Source organism: Paenibacillus montaniterrae (assembly GCF_018403185.1).
GTDB lineage: Bacteria > Bacillota > Bacilli > Paenibacillales > Paenibacillaceae > Pristimantibacillus > Pristimantibacillus montaniterrae.
Genome location: NZ_BOSE01000001.1, coordinates 407,606 through 428,604 on the forward strand (window position 1 = coordinate 407,606; position 20,999 = coordinate 428,604).

Annotated in this window: 21 protein-coding genes; 5 read left to right on the plus strand and 16 right to left on the minus strand. The window is 45.3% G+C overall.

Translation table 11 applies throughout. The annotated features are described in order from the left end of the window. Positions 1–29: 29 nt before the first annotated feature. A complete protein-coding gene (locus KJS52_RS01975) occupies positions 30–1,346 on the minus strand; it encodes a WD40 repeat domain-containing protein (RefSeq protein ID WP_213512954.1) in 1,317 nt (438 codons plus the stop codon). A 252-nt stretch (positions 1,347–1,598) separates the two neighbouring features. On the opposite strand from KJS52_RS01975, the gene KJS52_RS01980 reads away from it, so the two are divergent. Next, entirely contained in the window at positions 1,599–1,937 is a 339-nt protein-coding gene (locus tag KJS52_RS01980) for a L,D-transpeptidase (RefSeq protein ID WP_213512955.1), read from the plus strand. A 62-nt stretch (positions 1,938–1,999) separates the two neighbouring features. On the opposite strand, the gene KJS52_RS01985 is transcribed toward KJS52_RS01980, so the two are convergent. The 4 genes from KJS52_RS01985 to KJS52_RS02000 all read right to left on the minus strand — a co-directional run bounded on the left by KJS52_RS01985 (position 2,000) and on the right by KJS52_RS02000 (position 4,370). After that, positions 2,000–2,545, minus strand: coding sequence for a hypothetical protein (locus KJS52_RS01985; protein ID WP_213512956.1), 546 nt, complete (start codon positions 2,543–2,545; stop codon positions 2,000–2,002). A gap of 84 nt (positions 2,546–2,629) precedes the next feature. Continuing rightward, positions 2,630–3,583 carry an N-acetyl-gamma-glutamyl-phosphate reductase gene (argC, locus tag KJS52_RS01990; RefSeq protein WP_213512957.1) on the minus strand — a complete coding sequence of 318 codons (954 nt, stop codon included), beginning with the start codon at positions 3,581–3,583 and terminating at the stop codon, positions 2,630–2,632. A gap of 250 nt (positions 3,584–3,833) precedes the next feature. Then, positions 3,834–4,202, minus strand: a complete 369-nt coding sequence (locus tag KJS52_RS01995) for a hypothetical protein (RefSeq protein ID WP_373871320.1) — start codon at positions 4,200–4,202, stop codon at positions 3,834–3,836. A gap of 21 nt (positions 4,203–4,223) precedes the next feature. After that, positions 4,224–4,370: a YfhD family protein gene (locus KJS52_RS02000; protein ID WP_213512958.1), complete on the minus strand. Its 147-nt coding sequence runs from the start codon at positions 4,368–4,370 to the stop codon at positions 4,224–4,226. A gap of 134 nt (positions 4,371–4,504) precedes the next feature. Between KJS52_RS02000 and KJS52_RS02005 the strand changes: the two genes are divergently transcribed. Then, complete coding sequence (locus KJS52_RS02005) at positions 4,505–4,690, plus strand: hypothetical protein (protein ID WP_213512959.1); 186 nt, start codon at positions 4,505–4,507, stop codon at positions 4,688–4,690. Positions 4,691–4,801: 111 nt separating this feature from the next. On the opposite strand, the gene arsC is transcribed toward KJS52_RS02005, so the two are convergent. From arsC to uidA, 5 genes are all read right to left on the minus strand, one after another. After that, complete coding sequence (gene arsC / locus KJS52_RS02010) at positions 4,802–5,230, minus strand: arsenate reductase (thioredoxin) (protein WP_213512960.1); 429 nt, start codon at positions 5,228–5,230, stop codon at positions 4,802–4,804. An 11-nt stretch (positions 5,231–5,241) separates the two neighbouring features. Then, entirely contained in the window at positions 5,242–6,291 is a 1,050-nt protein-coding gene (arsB, locus tag KJS52_RS02015; protein ID WP_213512961.1) for an ACR3 family arsenite efflux transporter, read from the minus strand. Between the two features lies 1 nt (position 6,292). Then, positions 6,293–6,598, minus strand: coding sequence for an ArsR/SmtB family transcription factor (locus KJS52_RS02020; protein WP_213512962.1), 306 nt, complete (start codon positions 6,596–6,598; stop codon positions 6,293–6,295). Positions 6,599–6,829: 231 nt separating this feature from the next. Further along, positions 6,830–8,308, minus strand: a complete 1,479-nt coding sequence (locus KJS52_RS02025) for an MFS transporter (protein WP_213512963.1) — start codon at positions 8,306–8,308, stop codon at positions 6,830–6,832. 162 nt (positions 8,309–8,470) lie between these two features. Next, positions 8,471–10,261: a beta-glucuronidase gene (gene uidA / locus KJS52_RS02030; RefSeq protein WP_213512964.1), complete on the minus strand. Its 1,791-nt coding sequence runs from the start codon at positions 10,259–10,261 to the stop codon at positions 8,471–8,473. Between the two features lie 120 nt (positions 10,262–10,381). Between uidA and KJS52_RS02035 the strand changes: the two genes are divergently transcribed. After that, positions 10,382–11,524, plus strand: a complete 1,143-nt coding sequence (locus tag KJS52_RS02035; RefSeq protein ID WP_213512965.1) for an AraC family transcriptional regulator — start codon at positions 10,382–10,384, stop codon at positions 11,522–11,524. 84 nt (positions 11,525–11,608) lie between these two features. Here KJS52_RS02035 and KJS52_RS02040 read toward each other — a convergent pair whose 3' ends face one another. The 3 genes from KJS52_RS02040 to KJS52_RS02050 all read right to left on the minus strand — a co-directional run bounded on the left by KJS52_RS02040 (position 11,609) and on the right by KJS52_RS02050 (position 14,863). Beyond that, positions 11,609–12,688, minus strand: a complete 1,080-nt coding sequence (locus tag KJS52_RS02040) for an AI-2E family transporter (protein WP_213512966.1) — start codon at positions 12,686–12,688, stop codon at positions 11,609–11,611. Between the two features lie 296 nt (positions 12,689–12,984). Further along, positions 12,985–13,965: an aldo/keto reductase gene (locus tag KJS52_RS02045; RefSeq protein ID WP_213513770.1), complete on the minus strand. Its 981-nt coding sequence runs from the start codon at positions 13,963–13,965 to the stop codon at positions 12,985–12,987. 85 nt (positions 13,966–14,050) lie between these two features. Further along, on the minus strand, positions 14,051–14,863 hold the full coding sequence (locus KJS52_RS02050) for a MerR family transcriptional regulator (RefSeq protein ID WP_213512967.1): 813 nt from the start codon (positions 14,861–14,863) through the stop codon (positions 14,051–14,053). 83 nt (positions 14,864–14,946) lie between these two features. On the opposite strand from KJS52_RS02050, the gene KJS52_RS02055 reads away from it, so the two are divergent. Beyond that, on the plus strand, positions 14,947–16,485 hold the full coding sequence (locus KJS52_RS02055; protein WP_213512968.1) for an MFS transporter: 1,539 nt from the start codon (positions 14,947–14,949) through the stop codon (positions 16,483–16,485). 203 nt (positions 16,486–16,688) lie between these two features. Here KJS52_RS02055 and KJS52_RS02060 read toward each other — a convergent pair whose 3' ends face one another. Further along, positions 16,689–17,048, minus strand: coding sequence for a winged helix-turn-helix transcriptional regulator (locus KJS52_RS02060; RefSeq protein ID WP_213512969.1), 360 nt, complete (start codon positions 17,046–17,048; stop codon positions 16,689–16,691). A 167-nt stretch (positions 17,049–17,215) separates the two neighbouring features. Between KJS52_RS02060 and KJS52_RS02065 the strand changes: the two genes are divergently transcribed. Beyond that, complete coding sequence (locus tag KJS52_RS02065; RefSeq protein WP_246563047.1) at positions 17,216–18,241, plus strand: zinc-binding alcohol dehydrogenase family protein; 1,026 nt, start codon at positions 17,216–17,218, stop codon at positions 18,239–18,241. Between the two features lie 187 nt (positions 18,242–18,428). Here the strand turns inward: KJS52_RS02065 and KJS52_RS02070 are convergent, their stop codons facing one another. Next, complete coding sequence (locus KJS52_RS02070; protein WP_213512970.1) at positions 18,429–20,450, minus strand: M56 family metallopeptidase; 2,022 nt, start codon at positions 20,448–20,450, stop codon at positions 18,429–18,431. A 3-nt stretch (positions 20,451–20,453) separates the two neighbouring features. After that, positions 20,454–20,828 carry a BlaI/MecI/CopY family transcriptional regulator gene (locus KJS52_RS02075; RefSeq protein WP_213512971.1) on the minus strand — a complete coding sequence of 125 codons (375 nt, stop codon included), beginning with the start codon at positions 20,826–20,828 and terminating at the stop codon, positions 20,454–20,456. Positions 20,829–20,999: the final 171 nt, after the last annotated feature.

Consider the following 20,999-nt stretch of genomic DNA (forward strand, 5'->3'; position numbering starts at 1 on the left):
TCATGATTATGATTTGCCCGCAAGTCGTGCTACCAGCGCAGCGGCTCTTGCTTTTGCCACAGAATCCAGCGGTCAATTTCCAAAATGTCGGCTGTGCCGATGCTATATTCGCTCTTTTCGCCGCTATCCAGCTTCAGCAGATGAAGCATGCCTCCATATGTTCCGACAGCCAGCATCGAGCCGTCTGCTGCAGCCTTCATCCCGGAAATGGTGCTGCCTACAAAGTAACGCCAAATTTCTCGACCTTCCTTGTCAATCAGCTTCAAATAGCCGTATGCATCACCTAAAATATGCCCGTTCTCTAGTGCAGCAGCTGCATAAACGCGCATCTCTTCATTCATCGTTGGACCATCCTCGGAACTGCTGTCAAGCTTTCCTTGCTCCGCTTGCTCAAGCAGCACCTTGAACGTTCCCCCATTATAAAAATGACAGGAGTTGTACCACACCTCTTCCCCGTCCTTGGAAAAGCGCGCGAAATGCGGATAGCTGGAAATCGGCTCAAATTCATAAACCTTCCCGCACTGCATATCCCGCAGCATATGTGTACTGCTCTGCGCACCATATGCCAGCCATCTTCCATCCGGAGATACATCGCCATGAGCCATATCGATGTATGTGTCTTCTGCCTCATATTCCTGCAGGTCTGACAGCTCGGGATGGAGCAGCTCTGCTTCACCTTCATCGCTGAGCAAATAAATGCCGTAGCTGCTGACGAGCAGAACTCTTTTACCGCCTTCAAAAGGGATAACTTCCTCGATAATACGATCAGGATGCTCCTCATCGGCTAGCGATGCCACGTCCGTAAGGGCTGCTTTAAGCGTCATTTGCACATCCTTCCATCGGTAAGCAGCGGTCTGTTCACCTGCTGCAGTAGCGGTCTTTCCTTTAACAACGCGTATTCCCTGCTCATCTACAAGAGCGACATAGCTGCCGTCAGCTGAGCCGCCTGCGTATGATGCATCGGAAACAACAGTCAATGTGTCGTCATGCAGTATGTATACGGTGCTTTTGCCATGCAAACCGCCTGCCTGCACGAGCAGGCTGCCATCTGTCAAATAAGCTAGCGGCTTAACACCTTGAAGCTGCTCCTTAAACTCAGACGTAATCGGCCATGATGCAGGCGGCAGCTGTTCCCTCAGCTTTGCATACTCGCCTGCCGAGTTGGCTGCGCGAATCATGGCAACAACCTGAGAGGCAATAGTTCGGCGCTGGTCCTCCTCGGGTTCGTGAATGTCCTCTGACCAGTCTGTTTCTGTGCCAATACGAACATATTCATTAATTTCAGAGGCGTAACGCTTACCTTCAGCCCGCCACTGCTCTGCAATTTCTTTATCCAACCAGTCCATCGTTCACCTTCTCCTTCTAAAGTAAAACATAGAGTCTACATCATAAGCTGCTATCACTTTAGAATATAACGGAACAGACCGTGGGCGAAAGGTACAAAGCTCACAAAAATTGGGTGAAGCTATTGATCGTTCCCTTAAATAGCTGTGAAAGGTTATGGGCTGTTGTTAGATTTTTAGGCTAATAGTTGGATAGCCCAGTCAATCCGCCCTATGATCTCATACGCTAATTAGGAAATAAGGAGGCTGATGCGGATGCCAAATTACAGAATTATTGTCGATCTTTCTGATAAAATGCTCTATCTATTGGATTCAGAGGTTGTTGTACGAGGCTATCCAGTAGGTATTGGCAAAATGGTTACTCAAACACCGGTTGGTGAATATACGATTATAAACAAGCAGCGCAATCCAGGCGGACCCTTTGGTGCATTCTGGATGGGATTATCGAAGCCGCACTATGGTATTCATGGTACAAACAATCCTGCCTCGATTGGCCATGAAGTATCTCATGGATGTATCCGAATGTATAATGAGGATGTTTTACAGCTCTCTTCAATCGTTTCAGTCGGTACAAGAGTAACAATACGCCCGTGATCAGCTCATGGGCGTATTGTTTTCTGGGCAAATAGCAGAATTTCAAAATATAGTACAAAATATTATTTTACCCAGCGACTTTCTTGTTTTTCATTTAAGTAATCATAAATGTAGGTCAATTCTTTTCCATCATGATTTAGTATAAGTTTACTTGAAAAATCTACTTTTGGGTTCTCTTCATCGTATTCAATATCCTCTCGCAACCCTTGAATAATTATATACTGTTCATCCTTATTCACTTCAGTTACTGAAAATTCAGAGCTTGATAATAGTTGGCCATCTTCAACACCAAGCAGCTCTGAACCCTCTTCAAGAGTAAGCAAAATGTCTCGTTCATCCTTATTTCTCCACTCGCCAAAAAACTGACTAATGAATTCTTTATCCATAGTTTTGTCTTGCAACGCTTCACTAGTTTCCTCATTCTGAACTTCTTCGTTCGCAGGCAAGTCTACTTCTTCATTTTCAGACAAGCCTACTTCTTCTTTCTCTACTTCTTCATGGCTTGAATTTACTGATTCGCTTACATTTGGAGCTTCATTACGTTGTCCGTTACTGCAACCAGCTAGCAACAAAAAAGTAATAGATAGCCCAATAATAAATATTCTCACAATAATCCCCCTATTTATTAAATGGAAGTGACCCATTTATTATAATATTTAAGAATTTAATAAATAACAAGAATAAACCAATACTCACCCAACCAAACTATTGCCTTCTTCAAAACCAAGCATCAGGTTCATATTTTGAATCGCGGCGCCTGACGCGCCTTTGCCTAAATTATCGTACCTTGCAATAATATTGATTTGATCGTCATTACCGAATACGAAAATCTCCAGCCTATTTGTGTGATTGCAGGCGGTAATTAGAAATTCCCCTTCATCGAGATAGGCTTCTGAATCATACGGCATAACATGAACAAATCGTTCGCCTTCATAATATGCAGCTAATGCTACATGCACATCCTTAGCCGAGGCGCGCTTAGGCAGCATTCTGTTAACTAAAGGCACTGACATGGCGATGCCTTGTGCGAAGCTGGCTTTAATCGGTGTAAATAGTGGCGCGTATTGCAGGCCCGCGAACATCATCATTTCAGGCAAATGCTTATGATTGAGCTGCAGCGCATAATGCCTTGGCGCGTTCAGATTTTTCGCCGCGAATATCGCTGGATTTTCATATTCCGCTATCCCACTTTTTCCGGCCCCGGAGTAGCCTGTTATAGAGTAGCACGTAACAGGGTAATCCTGTTGCACAATGCCTGCCTCGATCAGCGGCCGTATTGCAAGGATCAATCCCGTCGCATGACAGCCAGGAACGGAAACTTTTGCAGCAGAACGGATCTGCTCCCTCTGCTGCTTCAGCTCCGGCAAGCCGTATACCCAATCTGGATCTGTTCTAAATGCAGTGCTGGCGTTAATGATTCGCGTCTTTTCATTTTTAATTAGTGCAACCGCTTCTGTAGCAGCCGCATCAGGCAGGCAAAGAAAGACAAGATCAGCTTCATTAAGAAATTTGCTGCGTTCTTCAGTATGCTTTCGTTTATCGGAGTCGATCTGCAGAAGGTTAATGTCCGCGTGCTTTGACAAGTCCTCATAAATTCTTAAGCCGGTTGTGCCTTCCTGTCCGTCGATAAATACGCTGTACGTCATTCTCTTACTCCTCACATTGTATATTCATTCACATATATGAATAATTATACATTTTCATTCATACTTATTCAATCGCTAGTTTCAAACTGCGACGAAACAAATGGAGTGAGGCTATATGTAGCTAAATCGTTTGTATTTACAGCAAGCAATGCGGAGACGCAAAAATGCACCCGTTAGAATTTGACTGGTTAACGTCTTTTCTAATGGGTGCATTTCTTCTTTTACAACTCTGATTAACTTGATTTAATCGCTACACCAGGCCGCCTGCCTGCTCGCAAATTTGCAAGGCTTGCTGATGCACACTTTCATCGACGACTACGGTTAATAAAATATCGCGTCCTGTTGGGCCGCCTTGGCCTCCATCGCTATAGCCGCTCGCATCTGTGCCAGCAGCCAGCAAAATGCCATCGTCCCTGCCAGAAATATCAGCGTTGAGCGACAGGCTTGCCAGGCTCGAAATCTCTCCGGTCACAGGATTGCCTATGCTATTCAGACTGCCGCCTGGATATTTGGAGAAACGATCAATGCTCATATCAATTGTGCCAAGAGCTTCCAATTGATCCGCTGCTTTTTGCGCTTCCTCCGGACTTTTGAAAAATGCCAATATATTTTTCTCCAAGTTGCTCAGCCTTCCTTCTTCTTATGATTCCTGCCTTTGGTCAGCTTGCTCAGCTCGTGCAAGAGCCTCCAAGTCCTCCTGATCCGCATTTTCCATAGCAAACTCTACATCTTCCACTTTATTTACAGGCAATTGCTGCTCTGTTTGATTTTGCTTGTTGTTTTCCATATCTGTTCACCTCACAGAAGTAATTTAAACCTAGCTTGCCCGATTGCTTCCATTTTTATCACATGGTACATATTTGAGACAGATATTTCAAAGAATAAAGCTGAAATGACTTATTTGCCAAGGAGGTAAAGCATATGACGCATCAAGATCAGCATAACGAAAACGAGCAGAAGGGCCAATTGGCGCCGCTTCATAAAGAAGGCAAGGAAGAGTTCAACATTAGCGATAACGATACGAACTTTATTTTTAACGGCGGCGAGGAAATTGCCGAATTTGAACAGCAAAGAAAAATATTTAGTGAAAACAGTCCTAAGGAATAGCCGGTCAGTAATGTAGACCGCAAAAGGAGGCACAAAAATAGGCAAAAGCATAAGGATATTTCCTGGCTTTTGCCTGTTTTTGTTGCATGATATAAGCAATGAGTAACTGTCTTAATCGGCTTTGCTTAAATCTTCCTCTACAAATTGCTCGATTCGTTTGCCGATTAAATCTCTAACCTCTTGAAACACCTTCCATTTTTCTTGCTCCGTCCCTTCAGCTTTGGCAGGGTCATCGAAGCCCCAATGCTCGCGCCGCACATGTGGAGGCGTAACAGGACATTTATCTGCAGCATCGCCGCATAGCGTAACGACAAGCGTTGCACGATTTAATAGCTGCTCATTTATAATATCCGAGGTTTGTTTCGATATATCGATCCCTATCTCGTGCATTGCTTTAACAGCGTTAGGATTTAAGCCATGCACTTCTATGCCTGCACTGTACACCTTCCAATTGCCGGGCAGCAGGCGCTTGGCCCAGCCTTCTGCCATTTGTGAACGACATGAGTTTCCAGTGCATAAAAAATAGATGATTTTCTCCATATCCAAGCTCCTTAAGCAGATGGTTTAAAGTATTTTTTCTTCCAGAACAACGCAACTCCTACAAGGGAAATTAACACGGGAACCTCAACTAAGGGACCAATAATTGCGGCAAACGCTGCTCCGGAATGCAGTCCGAACACACTTATCGCCACAGCAATAGCCAGTTCAAAATTGTTGCTGGCGGCGGTAAAGGATAAAGCTGTAGTAACCGGGTAACTCGCTCCTGCTTTTTTGGCGCTAAAGAACGACAGCACGAACATAATGACAAAATAAATAAACAATGGAACGGCGATCCGCAAAGCATCAAGCGGCAGCTCGACGATTTTATCTCCTTTGAGTGAAAACATCATAATAATTGTAAACAATAAAGCGATTAACGTTAAAGGAGATAACTTGGGCAGCAGTTTTTCAGTATATGCCTCCTCCCCCATAAGCTTAACGCCTATTAAGCGAGTTAAAATGCCGAGGATAAAAGGAATTCCAAGATAAATGAACACGCTCGCTGCAACCTCGTTGATCGAAATCGTCACATTGAAGGTTTCCTGGCCGAACCAGCCTGGCATAACGTGGAGAAATAGCCAAGCAAACAACGGATACGCGAAAACTTGGAATAGCGAATTAAAGGCTACCAGCCCGGCAGCATATTCACGATCTCCTTTGGCTAGATCATTCCAGACGATAACCATCGCTATGCATCTAGCTAGTCCGATCATAATCAAGCCTGCCATGTACTCTGGGTAGTCGCGCAAAAACAACAACGCGAGGACGAACATAAGCAGCGGTCCAAGCACCCAATTTTGTATGAGCGACAGCATTAATAGCTTGACATTCTTGAACACATGCCCCATTTTCTCGTACTTTACTTTAGCTAATGGCGGGTACATCATCACAATTAAGCCAATTGCGATTGGAATGCTCGTTGAGCCGACACTAGCAGCATCCAACAGCTCCTTAAAGTTTGGAAAAAGAAGGCTGATGCCAACGCCTGCTCCCATTGCGGCAAAAATCCAAAGAGTCAAGTATCGATCCAATAATGAAAGCTGCTTCGTTAGCTTTTTCATATTACCCCCTGCAATCCGTTGAGCAATTGCACGAATTGCTTTGTGGAATTTGAGTCAATAGCGTCTGTACAATTGGCGTCTGCTCGTCACACAGCCTGTAGTGCTTCCAGGTACCAACCTTCCGGGATGTAACGATGCCTGCATCCTCCAGCTTTTTCAGCTGCTGGCTTACAGCTGGCTGAGAAATGCCCAGCGCATCTACAAGGTCACAGACGCATACCTCGCCAGATTTAAGACAGCTTAACAACGACAAACGGTTAACGTCAGCTACCGCTTTTAGCTGCTTCTCTATAAATTTTATATCCATTGCCCCTCCTATATCACTATATAAGAATATGCTTATATATTAAAGCGAATTCGCTCATTTTTCAAGCAATTAGTAAAGCAGCTCTGAAAAAAGATGGTCGCATTTAAATTCTGATCCAGCTCCTAATAAGTAGAAGCATCAGAATTTTAAAAGCGACCCGGAGAAATGCTCTGCTTCAAGCACTGAAGCGCTTTATAAGCCAAACCCACCCATCAAGGAACGAGAAGCATTTTATTTTTGCGTTGCAGCCACGTCCTTATAGCCTTTCTCCTTCATTTCAGAGATTGTCTGTTGAATGCTCTCCATTTTCTGCTTGTCGAGCTTGTAAAACTTCATGAACGTGATGGACAGCAGCAGGCAAAGTGCCGGCAAGCCAAAGGCCAACACTAAGGTTACGATAAATAGTGGTGTTGTTAATGCTTCTCCAATCTCTGGAAAAGTTGAGGTATAGCCGATTATGCCGACCACCGCCCCAACGATCGTAGGTGCTAATGATGAAAACAGCTGGTCGATAAAGGAAAAGATAGTGCCCATCATCCCGGGAACGAAACGGCCGGATTTATGGGTTTCATAGTCGGAAACATCTGCGATCATAGGTACAACAAGCGTTGTCGGTATTCTTGAGAAACCGTTGGCTATAGCAAGCAGCAACAGGAATAGAATAGTCGGCAGCCCGATGCTTTGAAGCGAAACCGCTGATGGTTCAACGATTAAAAATAGTGCAATCAACGCTAGGAAGGACAGCATGCCAACCCATGCTGAAACGACATACGCTTTTTTCAAGCCTGTTTTTCTGGCAATACCGACAGCTAGAACTGTAATAGCTAGTGATGGAATTAGCGTAATGAGCCCGATTTGCCCGCTCAGCGCATAATTTCCTAGCAAAATACCGTACAGCATAACAGTAACGACCGAGTAGCTGGCTATGCTTGTTGCCAGCTTATCGAAGGATGCGGACAAGGAAAGCATTTGCAGCGGCCTGTTGCTTTTAACGACGCCCCAATATTCGCGCAAGCTCGTTGATACAGTCTCCTCTGCCAATCCATAGTACTCTTTTTTATCTTTTGAGCGAATGCCTATAATGGCCATAATTGCAAACAATGCAGAAACCATTAGTCCGTAAATATTGAGCTCGTTAAAAAAGGAAAGTGTGAAGCCGCCGTGCTTTGGAACCAGGAAGTTAGAAATGACGAAGCCGCCGCCGGTTAAGAAAAAAGCGTTAAACACACCATCGAATATGGCATATAGCGGACGCTGCTTTGGATTATTTGTTAAAACGGTTTGAGCCGCTTTCGTTACACTTGTTTGAAAGGAGTAGCCGATCTTGTTAATGATCAGCATGGCTACAAAAAATATAAACTGCATCGATTGCGGCAGCAAATGCGTCATGCTAAAAATGCAAGCAATGGATATGCCTGAAATAAGATTGCCTAATAAAATAAGCGGCGAAAATTTGCCAAACCTTGACTCTGTCTTATCAATGACGTATCCAATCGCGGGATCGATCACCCCATCAAATATTCTCGCAGCCATTAAGATGGTGCTGATGACCATTACGGCCAATCCGGCAATTCCAGTCGCATAATATGTGACGAGGCCTAAAATTAACATATGAAGATTGGTAGATGTATTATTTAAAGTGAATAAAGCAATTTCCCACATTTTTGCTGAATGGTAGTGTTGTCCGTTTAGCGTTGCTGTGTTTGACATTTTCGTTCCTCCTTGTCGTTAAAACGCTTTCATATCTGGTAAAGGAAAGATGACGCGTGGCAAAGAGGCTGTCCGGAAGGCCATGTCTGTATGCGTAGCATCTGTTCGTTGTGTGACTGATCCGGACAGCCTTTTCCTTCCCTTCAAATGAATTCGCGCGTATTAGCTGTGCTTATAACCAAAATCCGGAATAGCACTCCACCGTTTGCGCAATTCGTGCGCAATCGCTTTAGGTTTTCGCTCGCGTGTAAAGATCCCTTTTTTATTGCCTTGAATACGCATCAGGCTTTGACTTGTAGCAAAATCTGCAAAGTTCCAAACCTGCTCGCCAATAAATTCCTCATATTCATCAAATACTTCATGGTTTGCACGGTAAAATTCCACTTGATATTCCTCCGTAAACATGACCGGATCAATATCGTGCAGGCCGGCAATCGTGTCTGCTCCATATTCCGTGAACATAATTGGTTTGCCTGGGCAGCGCTCTCTCCAGCTGTCAAGCTCCTTGCGAATATTGCGGCGAGCGGCTTCCCAATCTCCCCCATTTATATACCAGCCGTAATAGCGGTTTAACGCCAGCACGTCAATGATCTCTGCGATCTTGTCGTTTTCAGGCAAGGAACGCATATGCGTAACAATGGTGACAGGACGTTTTTGCGGATCTAGCTCTCTTGTCAGGTTGACGAGTGGCGCAAAATATTCAAGTGCCCCTTCCTCTTCTGATGCTGGCTCGTTGGCAACAGACCACATTACTACAGATGGGTGGTTTTTATCGCGGGCAATCAGCTCGCGAAGCACCTGCTCATGCGCTTGCTTCGTATCCGTATTTTCCCAAGTATTGCGTACGCCGCCACCCAGGCCGGAAAGAGTTGCGCCGAAGTTTAAGTGCAGGCCTACAGCCGGTGTCTCATCAATAACGACAATGCCTTCACGATCAGCAAGGCGCATCATTTCCTCCGAATACGGGTAATGTGCGGTGCGGAAGGAATTGGCGCCAATCCATTTCATCAGATTGAAATCCAGTACATTGGCAGCTTCATTAAAGCCGCGGCCATGAATATACGTATCCTCATGCTTGCCAAAGCCTTTGAAATAAAACGGCTTATTGTTAATGAGGAACTTGCCGTCCTTTACTTCTACTGTACGTACGCCGAACGGCTGGTCATATCTATCTATTGCTTCGCCTTCAGCTGACAGCTCTACGCGCAGCGTATATAAGTAAGCATGCAGCGGCTCCCATAACGAAACATTTGGTATGACGACCGTTCCTTGTACGCCTGTTGATTGAGCGACTATAGCGCCGGCTTCATCGATAACGGAGACAGCTACATCTGCTGCTGCTGTCTCTACTTGATATTGAACGGAGCCATCAAGCGCAGTTACGACCGTAATATCGCGAATAAACGTTTTCGGTGTCGTATATAGCTTAACAGGCCGATGCAGTCCTGCATAATTGAAGAAATCAAAATTGGCGCCGTTTTTGGCGACTTTTCCAATGCCTTCCACCTCGGTTTCCAGATAGGTTCCTACTGGAAGCGTCGTTCCATCAACGATGTTGTTAACAGCAACCGTCAAGCGGTTGCTTCCCTTTCGCAGCAAGTGATTAATTTCCGCTTCAAATGGAGTAAAGCCACCTTTATGCTCGACTGCCAGCTCGCCGTTTACATAAACCTTTGCTGCATGTGTTGCCGAGCCAAAGCGCAGAACAACCCGTTCGGAAGCCAAAGCCGCCGGCATGGAAAATTCACGCTCATACCATACCCAGCCCACGTGGTTGCGAATTTCCGCGGTAATGCCAATATCATTATAAGAAGCTGGAACAGACATGCTGACCGTATCGCTCAGCCCTAGCTGCCAGTTGTTCGCAAACCCTTCCCCTTGATCAAGCTTGAATTTCCATATTCCGTTCAAATCAATAACTGCGCGTGTATCGGTTACAATTGGATAAAGCATTGATTAGCACCTCTTTTACGATGTAAGTGTTTACATTCGCAATTATAATCCGTATACTACGAATTAAAAATAAAACTATTAGCATTTCTATAAGTCATTTAACATGGAGAGGGGAAAATTATGAGCGGCTCGTTCGAGTTGTCCAATGCCGTTATGAACTTTTATCAGTTAACTCGGCTAAATGTATTTGCTTTGAATTTATCTGGAGCAATCCTGACGATGCATGCTCCTTTGCAGATCCCCGATGGCTTGAATGAAGGGGCTTTTTCCGCAATCATATCGGCAGCAGCGAATGAGCCTAAGAAATGCGTTTTTTGGCATGACGGTGCTCTCTCCTATATGGGTGGAATGTTTGATCAATCGACGATTATTATCGCAGGTCCATTTATCAATCAATCCTCATTTTCCCAGAAGCATGCTCCCTCCCTTGACGTGCATATTTTGCAAAATATCCCGATCTTCAGCAAATCGGTCCAGCTAAGCGCAGCAAATTTATTAATCCATTTATCCAATATAGCTCAGGTTGAAACTGTCTCTCTCCATGCATCAGGGCCTGCAGCAGCTGCTAAAATCTATCGTGATGAGGAAACGGATGCCTCCATTATTAATTTGCGCTACCGATTAAGTAATGAGATGATGCATGCGGTGGAAACTGGCAATATGGCCGCTCTGAAAAAAAACCGGCAGCAAGCAGGCGGAGTGTTTGATTCTGCCAGCCGGTTTCCCAATAAACCGCTGCGGGCATTAAAAAACAACTTAATCATTCTCAACACAATACTTCGACTGGCGGCTGAGCGCGGCGGCGTGCCTCCTGTTTTGCTGCACCGGATTTCAGAAAAATTTGCGCTTGCGATTGAGCAGCTTACTACGCTTCAAGCGCTTGAAAAATTAAATGAATCGATGGGAGTTGAATACTGCCAAGCTGTGCTTGATAATCAGCTTAAACCTTACTCGATGCTCATTAAAAAGGCTATTCGATTTTTGCATGTGCATTTTACAGAATCGTTTGAGCTTGCTGAACTGGCAAACGAATTGGACGTTCATCCTGTTCATCTTTCGCGTCAGTTCAAAAAAGAAACGGGCAAAACATTAAGCCAATTTTTGCAGGAGCTGCGTTTGAAGGAAGCAAAGCGGCTTTTGAAGGAAAGCTCAGATCCTATCGAGCATATTGCAGGGCAGTGCGGCTTCGAGGATACTTCTTATTTTTCGCATCTGTTTAAGAAGGAGACCGGTATGACGCCTCGCCAATGGAGATCAAGCTGAGATAGTGGTAAGAGTTCAAAAAAATGGCTTCGATCAGAGCCCGCAAGCAGGCCTTTGATCGAAGCCAATTATAATGGAGATATGCTACAGCTTTTCCCACTTTTCCTTCATAAAGAGCTGATACACTTTAATCGCAATCACCTTAAGAATCAGGTACGCCGGAATCACGATGATCATCGCGATAATCCCGCCCATTTTTCCTGCGCCAAGTACAAGGATAATCGTTGTCAGCGGATGAATATTAAGCTGTTTGCCGAAAATGTACGGTGCAATTAAATTATCCTGAATTTGCTGCGCTGCTAATATAATAACGAGCGACCATATCGCTTTGGATGGTGAATCGACTAGTGCGACGATTACAATCGGCACCGAGGATAATATCGCCCCGACAAACGGAATAAAATTCGCAAATACCGCGATCGTTGTCAGCAATAACGCATATGGCAAGTCAATGATGACAAAGCCAATATACATCAGCACGCCTAATGCCAGATTGACCAGCACTCTGCCGACAATGAAATTGCTAAGCACCTTGTCAAAATCGCCCAGCATCTCTTTTACATCATCTTTGAAGCGGTTGGGCGTACCATTTACGATCCGTGCTGGCAGCTTTTCCCCTTCTTTAAGCAGGAAGAACAGGATAATCGGGGTAATGAACAGCACAATCGTGAAATTGGAGACGAAGCTTACCAGACTTCCGATGTATGCATTTACACTGGAAAGTCCTTTATTTATGTAGTTCGAGACTGTGGACCAGTCAAAATCGGCTGCAGGGAAGATTGATTTAATCGTTTCATTTTCCAGCAGCTCGTTAATTTGCTTGCCAATCGTGTCAAAAAAGTGCGGCGCATTTTCAATTAAGCTAATAAACTGTCTTTGCAGCATAGGCAGCATCGCTAGCACGAACCATACGACAATCGCGGAAAACACTAAAAATACAAGCAAAATGGAAACGATTCGCTTTATTCTATACTTCATCATAAAGCCGATTACTGGCCGCAGCAAATAGAAGAAAAATGCCGCTAGCAAAATTGGCACAAAAATAATTTGAATTAAAGAGAAAAATGAAGTGAATAAATGACTCACTTTAGAGTAAAGAAATACAATAACAAACAGCAATGTTACCAGTAAAGCGATTTGAATAGCGCGATTTAATTTAATCAAGTGCCTTAGACTCCTTTATCCGTTTCATATGATCAGCATGTACACGCATTACGAATTTGAATCCTCCCCTCCTGATTCTTATTATAGGCTTCTTTATTAGCGTAGCCAATTTTTATCCGCAATAGAATCTTCCTCTGGAAAATCTCTATACTACATACGATTGAGGCGTCATTTGGTTTTATAAATGTTCGATTAAATAAACAACAGGCCACCGAACGAGGCGGCAGCCTGTTAACTCGATGGTTATTTTTATTAACGAGAAGCAAAGAGCGGCTTAATGCTCCTCTCCTCTAGTCTTACAGTGCTCCAACTACTTTATGCGGAACGTACAGCTCCTCCAGCGAAGCGATCTCTTCCTCGCTCAGCTTAATGGCAACAGAGCCTGCCGCTTCCTCCAACTGCTTGATGTTGGTTGCGCCGATAATTGGAGCTGTTACAGCCTCCTTCTGCAGCAGCCAGGCAAGGGAGATTTGCGCACGAGGCACGCCACGGCTTTCCGCTATTGCTGTAACACGGTCTGCGATTAATCGGTCCGCTTCTGCTGTGGCATCGTATTTCATTTTTTGCGCCTGATCGGTTTGTGAGCGATAGGTTGTTTCCGACCAAGCTCGCGCCAATCTGCCTGAGGCAAGCGGGCTATATGGAATGACACCGATTTTTTCCTCCTTGCAAAGCGGCATCATTTCCCGTTCTTCCTCACGATAGATTAGATTCAAATGGTTTTGCATTGATACGAATCGCGTCCAGCCATGCTTGTCCGCTGTATGCAGCGCTTTAAGAAACTGCCAGGCATACATCGCAGAGGCGCCGATATATCTTGCCTTCCCGGCCTTCACTACATCATGCAAGGCTTCCATAGTCTCTTCTATCGGTGTATGGTAATCCCAGCGGTGAATTTGATACAGATCGACGTAGTCCGTGCCAAGCCGCAGCAGACTATTATCGATTTCACTCATAATCGCCTTGCGGGAAAGGCCGGCTCCATTCGGTCCCTCATGCATGCGGAAAAATACTTTGGTTGCGATGACTACTTCATCGCGCTTGGCATAATCCTTTAAGGCACGTCCAACAAACTCCTCGCTTGTTCCATGCGAATATATGTTGGCGGTGTCGAAAAAGTTAATTCCCAGCTCCAGCGCTTTTTTAATGATCGGCCGACTGTCCTGTTCATTGAGTACCCAAGGGTGTGTCCATTTTCCAGCTTCACCAAAGCTCATGCAGCCAAGACAAATGCGGGATACATCGAGGCCGGTATTTCCGAGTTTTACATATTCCATTTCCATTATTTTTCCTCCCTCTCAATCAGCGTCATACTTGCGAGAATGCCTCCTTGTATATTATCTTATCAGCAATATACACGCCCTAGGCTACGGGGATCATAATTTTCGTTACAAATTGCTCGATTCCTTGCACAGCCATTCCATCCAAAATATATTCCTCGAAGCTGAAATCAATTATGCTGAGTCCATGCTGCTGTATAAAGCCGAGCAGCTTATTATAGGTTTCTCCAGCCTGCTCATAATGCCCAATATGATAGCCGACTACCTGCTTTCCCTTCGCTATTTTGTACAGCGGCACTTTGTCCGTATAAGGAACCTTGACGAACAAATAGGAGAGATTCGTCGCATCCCCTTGCAATAGCTGCTCCTTATGGATCATAACGCCAATCGGATCGCCTTCATTAAGTTTATGGTCCACGCATGTACTATACAGCTTGCTGACAGCCTGTGTATATTGCTGATTACTGCAATTTAATACAAGATCGCTTAAGTATAAATAGTGCTCCTCTACTTGTTCGAGATAAATGCTGGAGAAATCCTCCTGGATGGCTTGCTCCGTAATCGCAATTTTTTTCGCAATCGCCTTCTGCACGCGCTGCAGGCTTTCAATTTTTTCTGCCAGCCTGTTAGACTTCTCCTTAAACGTTTCTACCATAATTTCGGGTGTAGTGATGCTCATAAATTGCTTGATTTCTGCAAGCGACATGCCAATTTCCTTTAATGACTCAATCATATACATGATGTCAAATTGTTGATAGGAATAATAACGGTAGCCATTCTCCGCTTTATGGTGCGGCTCCAGCAAGCCGATCTGGTCATAGTGGAACAGTGTTTGCTTCGTCACATTGCATATTTTGGCGAAATCTCCTGTTGACAAAAACTTATCATTTTCCATCTTTCACACCTCTTGACTATATGGTTACCATATACCCTATAGTAATACTAAATTCATTCGATGTACATCTTCAGGAGGAAATTATGGCACAAACATTTACAGAAAAAACAATGACTAATAAGCAGCGGTGGACGGCACTGATCGTTCTGTCTGTCAGCTTGTTTGTCATTATGATGGACATGACGATTCTCATCATGGCTCTGCCGGAGCTTGTAAAGGATCTGGGAGCCACTTCAACGCAGCAGCTTTGGATCGTCGATATTTACTCGCTTATTTTGGCGGGGCTAATTATTACAATGAGCGCTGTTGCTGATCGCTGGGGGCGCAAGCGAACGTTGCTAACAGGCTTTGCGATCTTCGGCATTATTTCACTGCTCGTTGTTTTTGCCGAGAGTGCCAACTATGTCATCCTTCTGCGCGCGATTTTAGGAGCGGCGGGCGCAATGATTATGCCAACCACGCTGTCGATGATTCGCACGATCTTTGTTGATGCGAAGCAGCGTGCAACCGCGCTTGCGGTATGGTCGGCTGTATCTGCCGTCGGAGCGATTATTGGGCCGATTGTCGGGGGTGCGTTGCTGGAGTATTTCCCTTGGCAATCGACATTTTTAGTAAATGTGCCGTTTGCGGCACTGTCTATTGCAGCAGGGATTTTCTTATTGCCTGAGTCGCGCGACAAAAATCCGGCGCGCTGGGATAATGTTGCCGCTATACTGTCAGTGCCGGGCATGGTTGCACTAGTATGGAGCATAAAAAGCTTCGCCAAGCACGGTTTGGGCGATGTGCAAGCATGGCTTATTCTTGCAGCCGCAATTATATTGCTTGCCGCATTTATTATGCGCTGCCTAAAGAGCGAGCAGCCGTTGCTGGATTTAAGGCTGTTCAAAAACAGATCGTTTACAGGTGGAACCATTGCGGCGCTTATTTCCATGTTTGCTATGGCCGCTTTAATTTTGTTAATTACGCAGTGGCTGCAGGTTGTGCAAAAGCTGTCGCCGCTGCAGGCAGGCATCTATATGCTGCCGATGGCCTTTGGCTCCTTGATCATTTCGTTAATGGCTCCATCTATCGCCCATCGCTTAGGCGCACGAATTGTAGTGGCAGGCGGGCTTGCTGTTGCAGGGCTAGGCTTTCTCAGCATGTATATGCTAGGAGACCCGTTAACGTACAGCCGCATTGTGCTGGCCTTAGTGATGATCGGCGCCGGGACAGGCTCTCTGGCAATCGCTTCTGCAATCATTATGTCCAGCACGTCAAGCGACAAAGCTGGCAATGCCGCTGCGATTGAAGAATCGATGTACGATCTTGGCAATGTGCTCGGCATTTCAATTTTAGGAAGCATCTCGGCTCTGTTCTACCGTCATTACTTGAACATTGGCTCATTTTCAGGGGAAGGTGTCACCGATGCGTTAGCGGAATTCGCCAATGAGTCGGTCGTTGGCGCACTAGAGGTGTCCGCTCAAACTGGAATTGCAGGCCTGGCAGAGCGAGCTACTGCTGCCTTTAGCAATTCGCTCGTATCAACTGGACTTATCGGCGGCGTCATACTGGTTGCTGTCTCAATCGTTGTATTTCTGTTAATACCAAAATCATTTGACTTGTCAAAGCAAGCCCATCACTAGGTTTCGACTAGTTTAACGTCCAGGTTAATGATAAGGTTCACGTCCAGCTTACCCTGTTATATGTTAATCAAGACGGCTTTTGAATGAACAAAGCGTGTCCTCTGGCAGTTTGATTGCTGCCCTTTGGACACGCTTTTCTGTTCGCTCTGTTCGCTCTGTTCGCTCTATTCGCTCTGTTTGCTCTGTTCGCTGCTTAATGGTGCTCACGATCTTTTTGCGGCGATTTCTTCGTTATATTTTTCCCCCCAGTCTCTCATCAGCATAATGATGGGTTGTAACGTAAAACCGAACTCGGTTAGCGAATACTCCACTTTGGGGGGAACCTCTCTGTAAATTTCTCTATGCACGACTCCATCCTTTTCTAATTCGCGCAGCTGAAGAGTCAGCATCCTTTGGGTAATGTCAGGCATTAGCCTGCGAAATTCATTAAAGCGCTTTGTTCCGTTCAATAGGTGATATAAAATAACGCCCTTCCACTTTCCGCCGATAACCTCCAGCGTTGCTTCCACAGGGCATCCGTAAGGATTCGGACAAGCCGAGTATCGATTGTGATCGTTGTTCATTCCTATGCCTCCACCTGCAATAGTATAAAAATTGATACTACACAACAAAATTGTGCGTACTTACGAAAATATATTGTTTGGATTATTATATCAAATGTAACGGCATAAACAACGAGCACGTTCAATCAAATTTGTAATTTAAGCACTTTGCGAGAGGATGGAAAAATATGTCAACAATGAAAGCAGTAGGCTTGTATCGTTATTTACCGATTGACCATCCTGAAAGCCTGTTGGATCTACAGCTGGAAAAGCCGCGTGTGACGGGTCGGGACTTGCTAGTTCGCGTAAAGGCTGTCGGCGTCAATCCAGTCGATTATAAGGTTCGGTCGCCTAAGGAAAAGGTTGAGCATGCACCAAAAATTTTAGGCTGGGATGTGGCAGGCGTTGTTGAACAAGTTGGAGCGGATTGCACGCTGTTCCAACCGGGAGATGAGGTCTATTACGCTGGCGACATTACGCGTTCAGGCGGCAATAGCGAATTTCACCTTGTAGACGAAAGAATCGTTGGCAAAAAGCCTGCAAGCCTGAATTTCGCTCAAGCTGCTGCACTGCCCTTAACGACGATCACAGCCTATGAAGCGCTATTTGATCGTATGGGTATTAGCCGTGAGCATGAGGTTAATGAAAATAGAACGCTATTGATCATTGGAGCGGCTGGCGGGGTTGGCTCGATTGCGATTCAATTAGCAAAAAAAGTCGGCTTAACCGTTATCGGCACCGCCTCCAGACCTGAATCGATCGAGTGGGCCAAAGAGCTGGGAGCAGATCATACGCTTAATCATTATGAGGAATTCGTTCCACAATTACAGCAGCTAGGCTTCGAAAGCGTGGATTACATTCTATGCCTTAATGCAACGGAAAAGCATTGGGAAAATATGGCGCAAGCGATTGCTCCTCAAGGTAAAATTTGCTCCATAGTTGAAACGGAGGTACCGCTCCCATTAACACGATTGAAAAATAAAAGCGCCACCTTTGTTTGGGAGTTTATGTTTACACGTTCTATGTTTCAGACCGAGGATATGATCGAACAGCATAAGCTTCTAAACGAGGTAGCGGAGTGGTTGGATGATGGAAGCATTAAAACGACCTTGAATCAACGTCTGGCCCCTATCAATGCCGAGACGTTGCGCAAGGCGCATTCACTGCTTGAGACCGGCAAAGCAATTGGAAAAATTGTTGTAGAAGGGTTTTAAGAGCGGCTGCCAGCAAGCACAAAAATGGCTGCCGAAGGAACTGGGCAGCCATTTTGACTAATGAGGCTGTCAATAATTTTGTGTAGAGCGGCCAGGCAAGGTCACTCTACACAGTTTATTTTACAGACTCTTATAATTAAAGTTTACTTACTTTTTCGAACGTACACTGTCGTATTTCTTGGCATGTTTACTGCTCAACGTATCTCATCGTTTCAACGAATTTTAGAAATAGAGGAAGCGCATTGGCTTGCTCCTCTTCCCAGTAAAGGAAGCGAATTAAGTAGTTTGTACCTTTATGCTGAAATACAAAATAGTCCATGATCGTCTGATCTCGTTGTTCTGAACCTGCATACTCCTTATAAATCGCAAGCTGCTCGTTGATTAGCTCCGCATCTTCGACAACAGTGTCATACAAGCCAATCGTGACATGATGGCGGCTTAAATCATAGCCCCACTCATTGCCATCTTCTAATGATCGCTCCTCCATATTGGCAGGCAGATAGAAGCCAAATGGCTCAAATTTGGCCTTATGAAATGCTGTTTCATAGCTTTGATTGTTCAATGAAAGCGTAACTACATCAGCTTCATTATAGGCAGCTATTGGAGTAGTGCCAAATATACTGATTTTTCCTGTTTCATCCGGTTCATTTTGCTCTGGCACCTGCTCTACTGCTCGGCCTTCAAATGCGGTTGTGTAATCGTCGACGACGAGCTCATCATGTTCCAGCTTGAAGCTGACCGTTTCCTGTGAATTGTAAGTGGCTGGTTGGCTCGTTTGCGTCAAGTAGGTGATCGTGACCGTCATCCCGTCAAGCACAATATCATAATCGACTACCCACGGGCTTGAAGAACCGATGTTGAAATTCCAGTCCTCACCGCTTCTGGCAATTTGCTCTGCTTCAAATTTTTGCTTCGCCTGCTCTGACATCATCTCATAGCGAGGCTTGCCGTCACGTGTTTTTAACGCCTCGGCCCATACGGTTGCGAGCTGCTTGATTTGTTCAGCAAGCTCCTGCTCCGCTTCCTCCTGCCCTACTTGTTCATGCTGTTCCTGATTGTCATCCTGTTCATTCTGGTTGGCTTCAACAGGCTCTGGCGATTCGAGCACATTTACCTTCGAGCTTGTCAGCGCGCAGCCGCTTAGCACGAGGATGACTGCAAGGCCGAGCAGTGTTGATTTATAGGTTTGCCTTTTAAAGGCTTTTATCATAACGATTCGCTTATAAATCGCCTTTTTACTGCCTGTCATATTTACTGTACTTGATAGAGCAGCTCTTCTGGGTGCGATTTCCAGCAGCTTGATCAGCGTGTAGCCATAGGCTTCCGTTTTTTCCGCAGGAATGCGCGTTAAGGCCATCGCATCACATGCCAATTCCTGATCCTCCCGCATGCTGTGATAGGCGTACCAAAGCAATGGATTGAACCAATGTACGGCAAGCAGCACATTCATTAGGCCGTTGAGAGCAATGTCGCCGCGTTTAATATGGGACAATTCATGCAGAAACAAATGCTCCAGTTCATCGTCCGTAAGCTTGTCGACAAGCGCAGGAGGCAGCAATAGCTTTGGCGAGATGATGCCGCTTAAGGTGGCAATGGTTACTCGATTGGTGCAAACTAAAGCAACAGGCCGCTTAATTTCGAGCTTTTCCTTGCATGTCTGGAGCAATAGCTGCAGACGCTGGTCTGTTGAGGCGTGCTCCTTTCTTATGCTGAAGGAAAAACGAAGATTGACATAGGCGACAATCGCCAGCACAGCTGCCATTCCAGCCAACCAGATGTAAGGTAGAACGTCCATTAGTGATATGCTGCTAATGCCGCCCTGCTGGCTGCCTGTATAGTCGGCTGATGTGAGCCTGCTTGCTTCAGTTGGCTGCGGTGCCACCTGTAAGGTCGGCTCGTTGCTTGGAGCAGCCGGCATAGTGAGTACTGGAGATGCACTCGAGCTTGCTTGCTTCGCTTCCTGCTGCTGCTCCGCTTCAAAGGCTGGAAGACGATCAACCGAAATCAGATTGAACACACTAACCGAGCTTTCCGGTGTCCACGGCAAAAGCAGGCGGAGAACTAGCAGCATCCACAGCAGATATGTCCACTTCGGACTTAGCCTATTCTGCAGCACCTTTTTTGTCGCGAATATGATTAGTACAAGCACACTTCCCATAATAGAAGCCGTGAACACCCACTCGAATAAACTTGCAAGCATGAAGTTCATGGGCTATTCCTCTCTTTGCTCCAGAATGCTTTTTAATTCCTCGATCTCTTTCTTGGAGAGCTGTTCAGTTTTTAGAAAATGGACCAGCATCGGCTGCAGCGCACCGCCGTAGATGCGCTTCATAAAGCTTTGCGTTTCCGATTTCACACATTCCTCCTCATTAACGAGTGCAAAATAGGTGTACAGCTTTCCATCCTGTTCATAGTCAAGCGCCTGCTTCTCAACTAATCTTTTAATAAGGGTACGTATCGTTTTCGGACTCCATTGCTTATGCTCCAAGGCTTCAATGATCTCGTTCGCAGTTAGCTTGGAGCTTCCCCAAACAATCTTCATAACCTCCCATTCAGCCTCAGAAATTTTCGGGATGCTTTGTGACATTGTTCTGTCCTCCTAAATGTTCGTGTCCTCGCGTAAAGCCAGCCTGCGCCACTGCGATTTACTGTACAGTGATACTACAATGATATGCTTCCACCGCGATATGCTGCGGCAATGCTTCAGGTTGACTACAGATGTAATCTATAAATTGATATTACACTTGTAGTCTGAAAA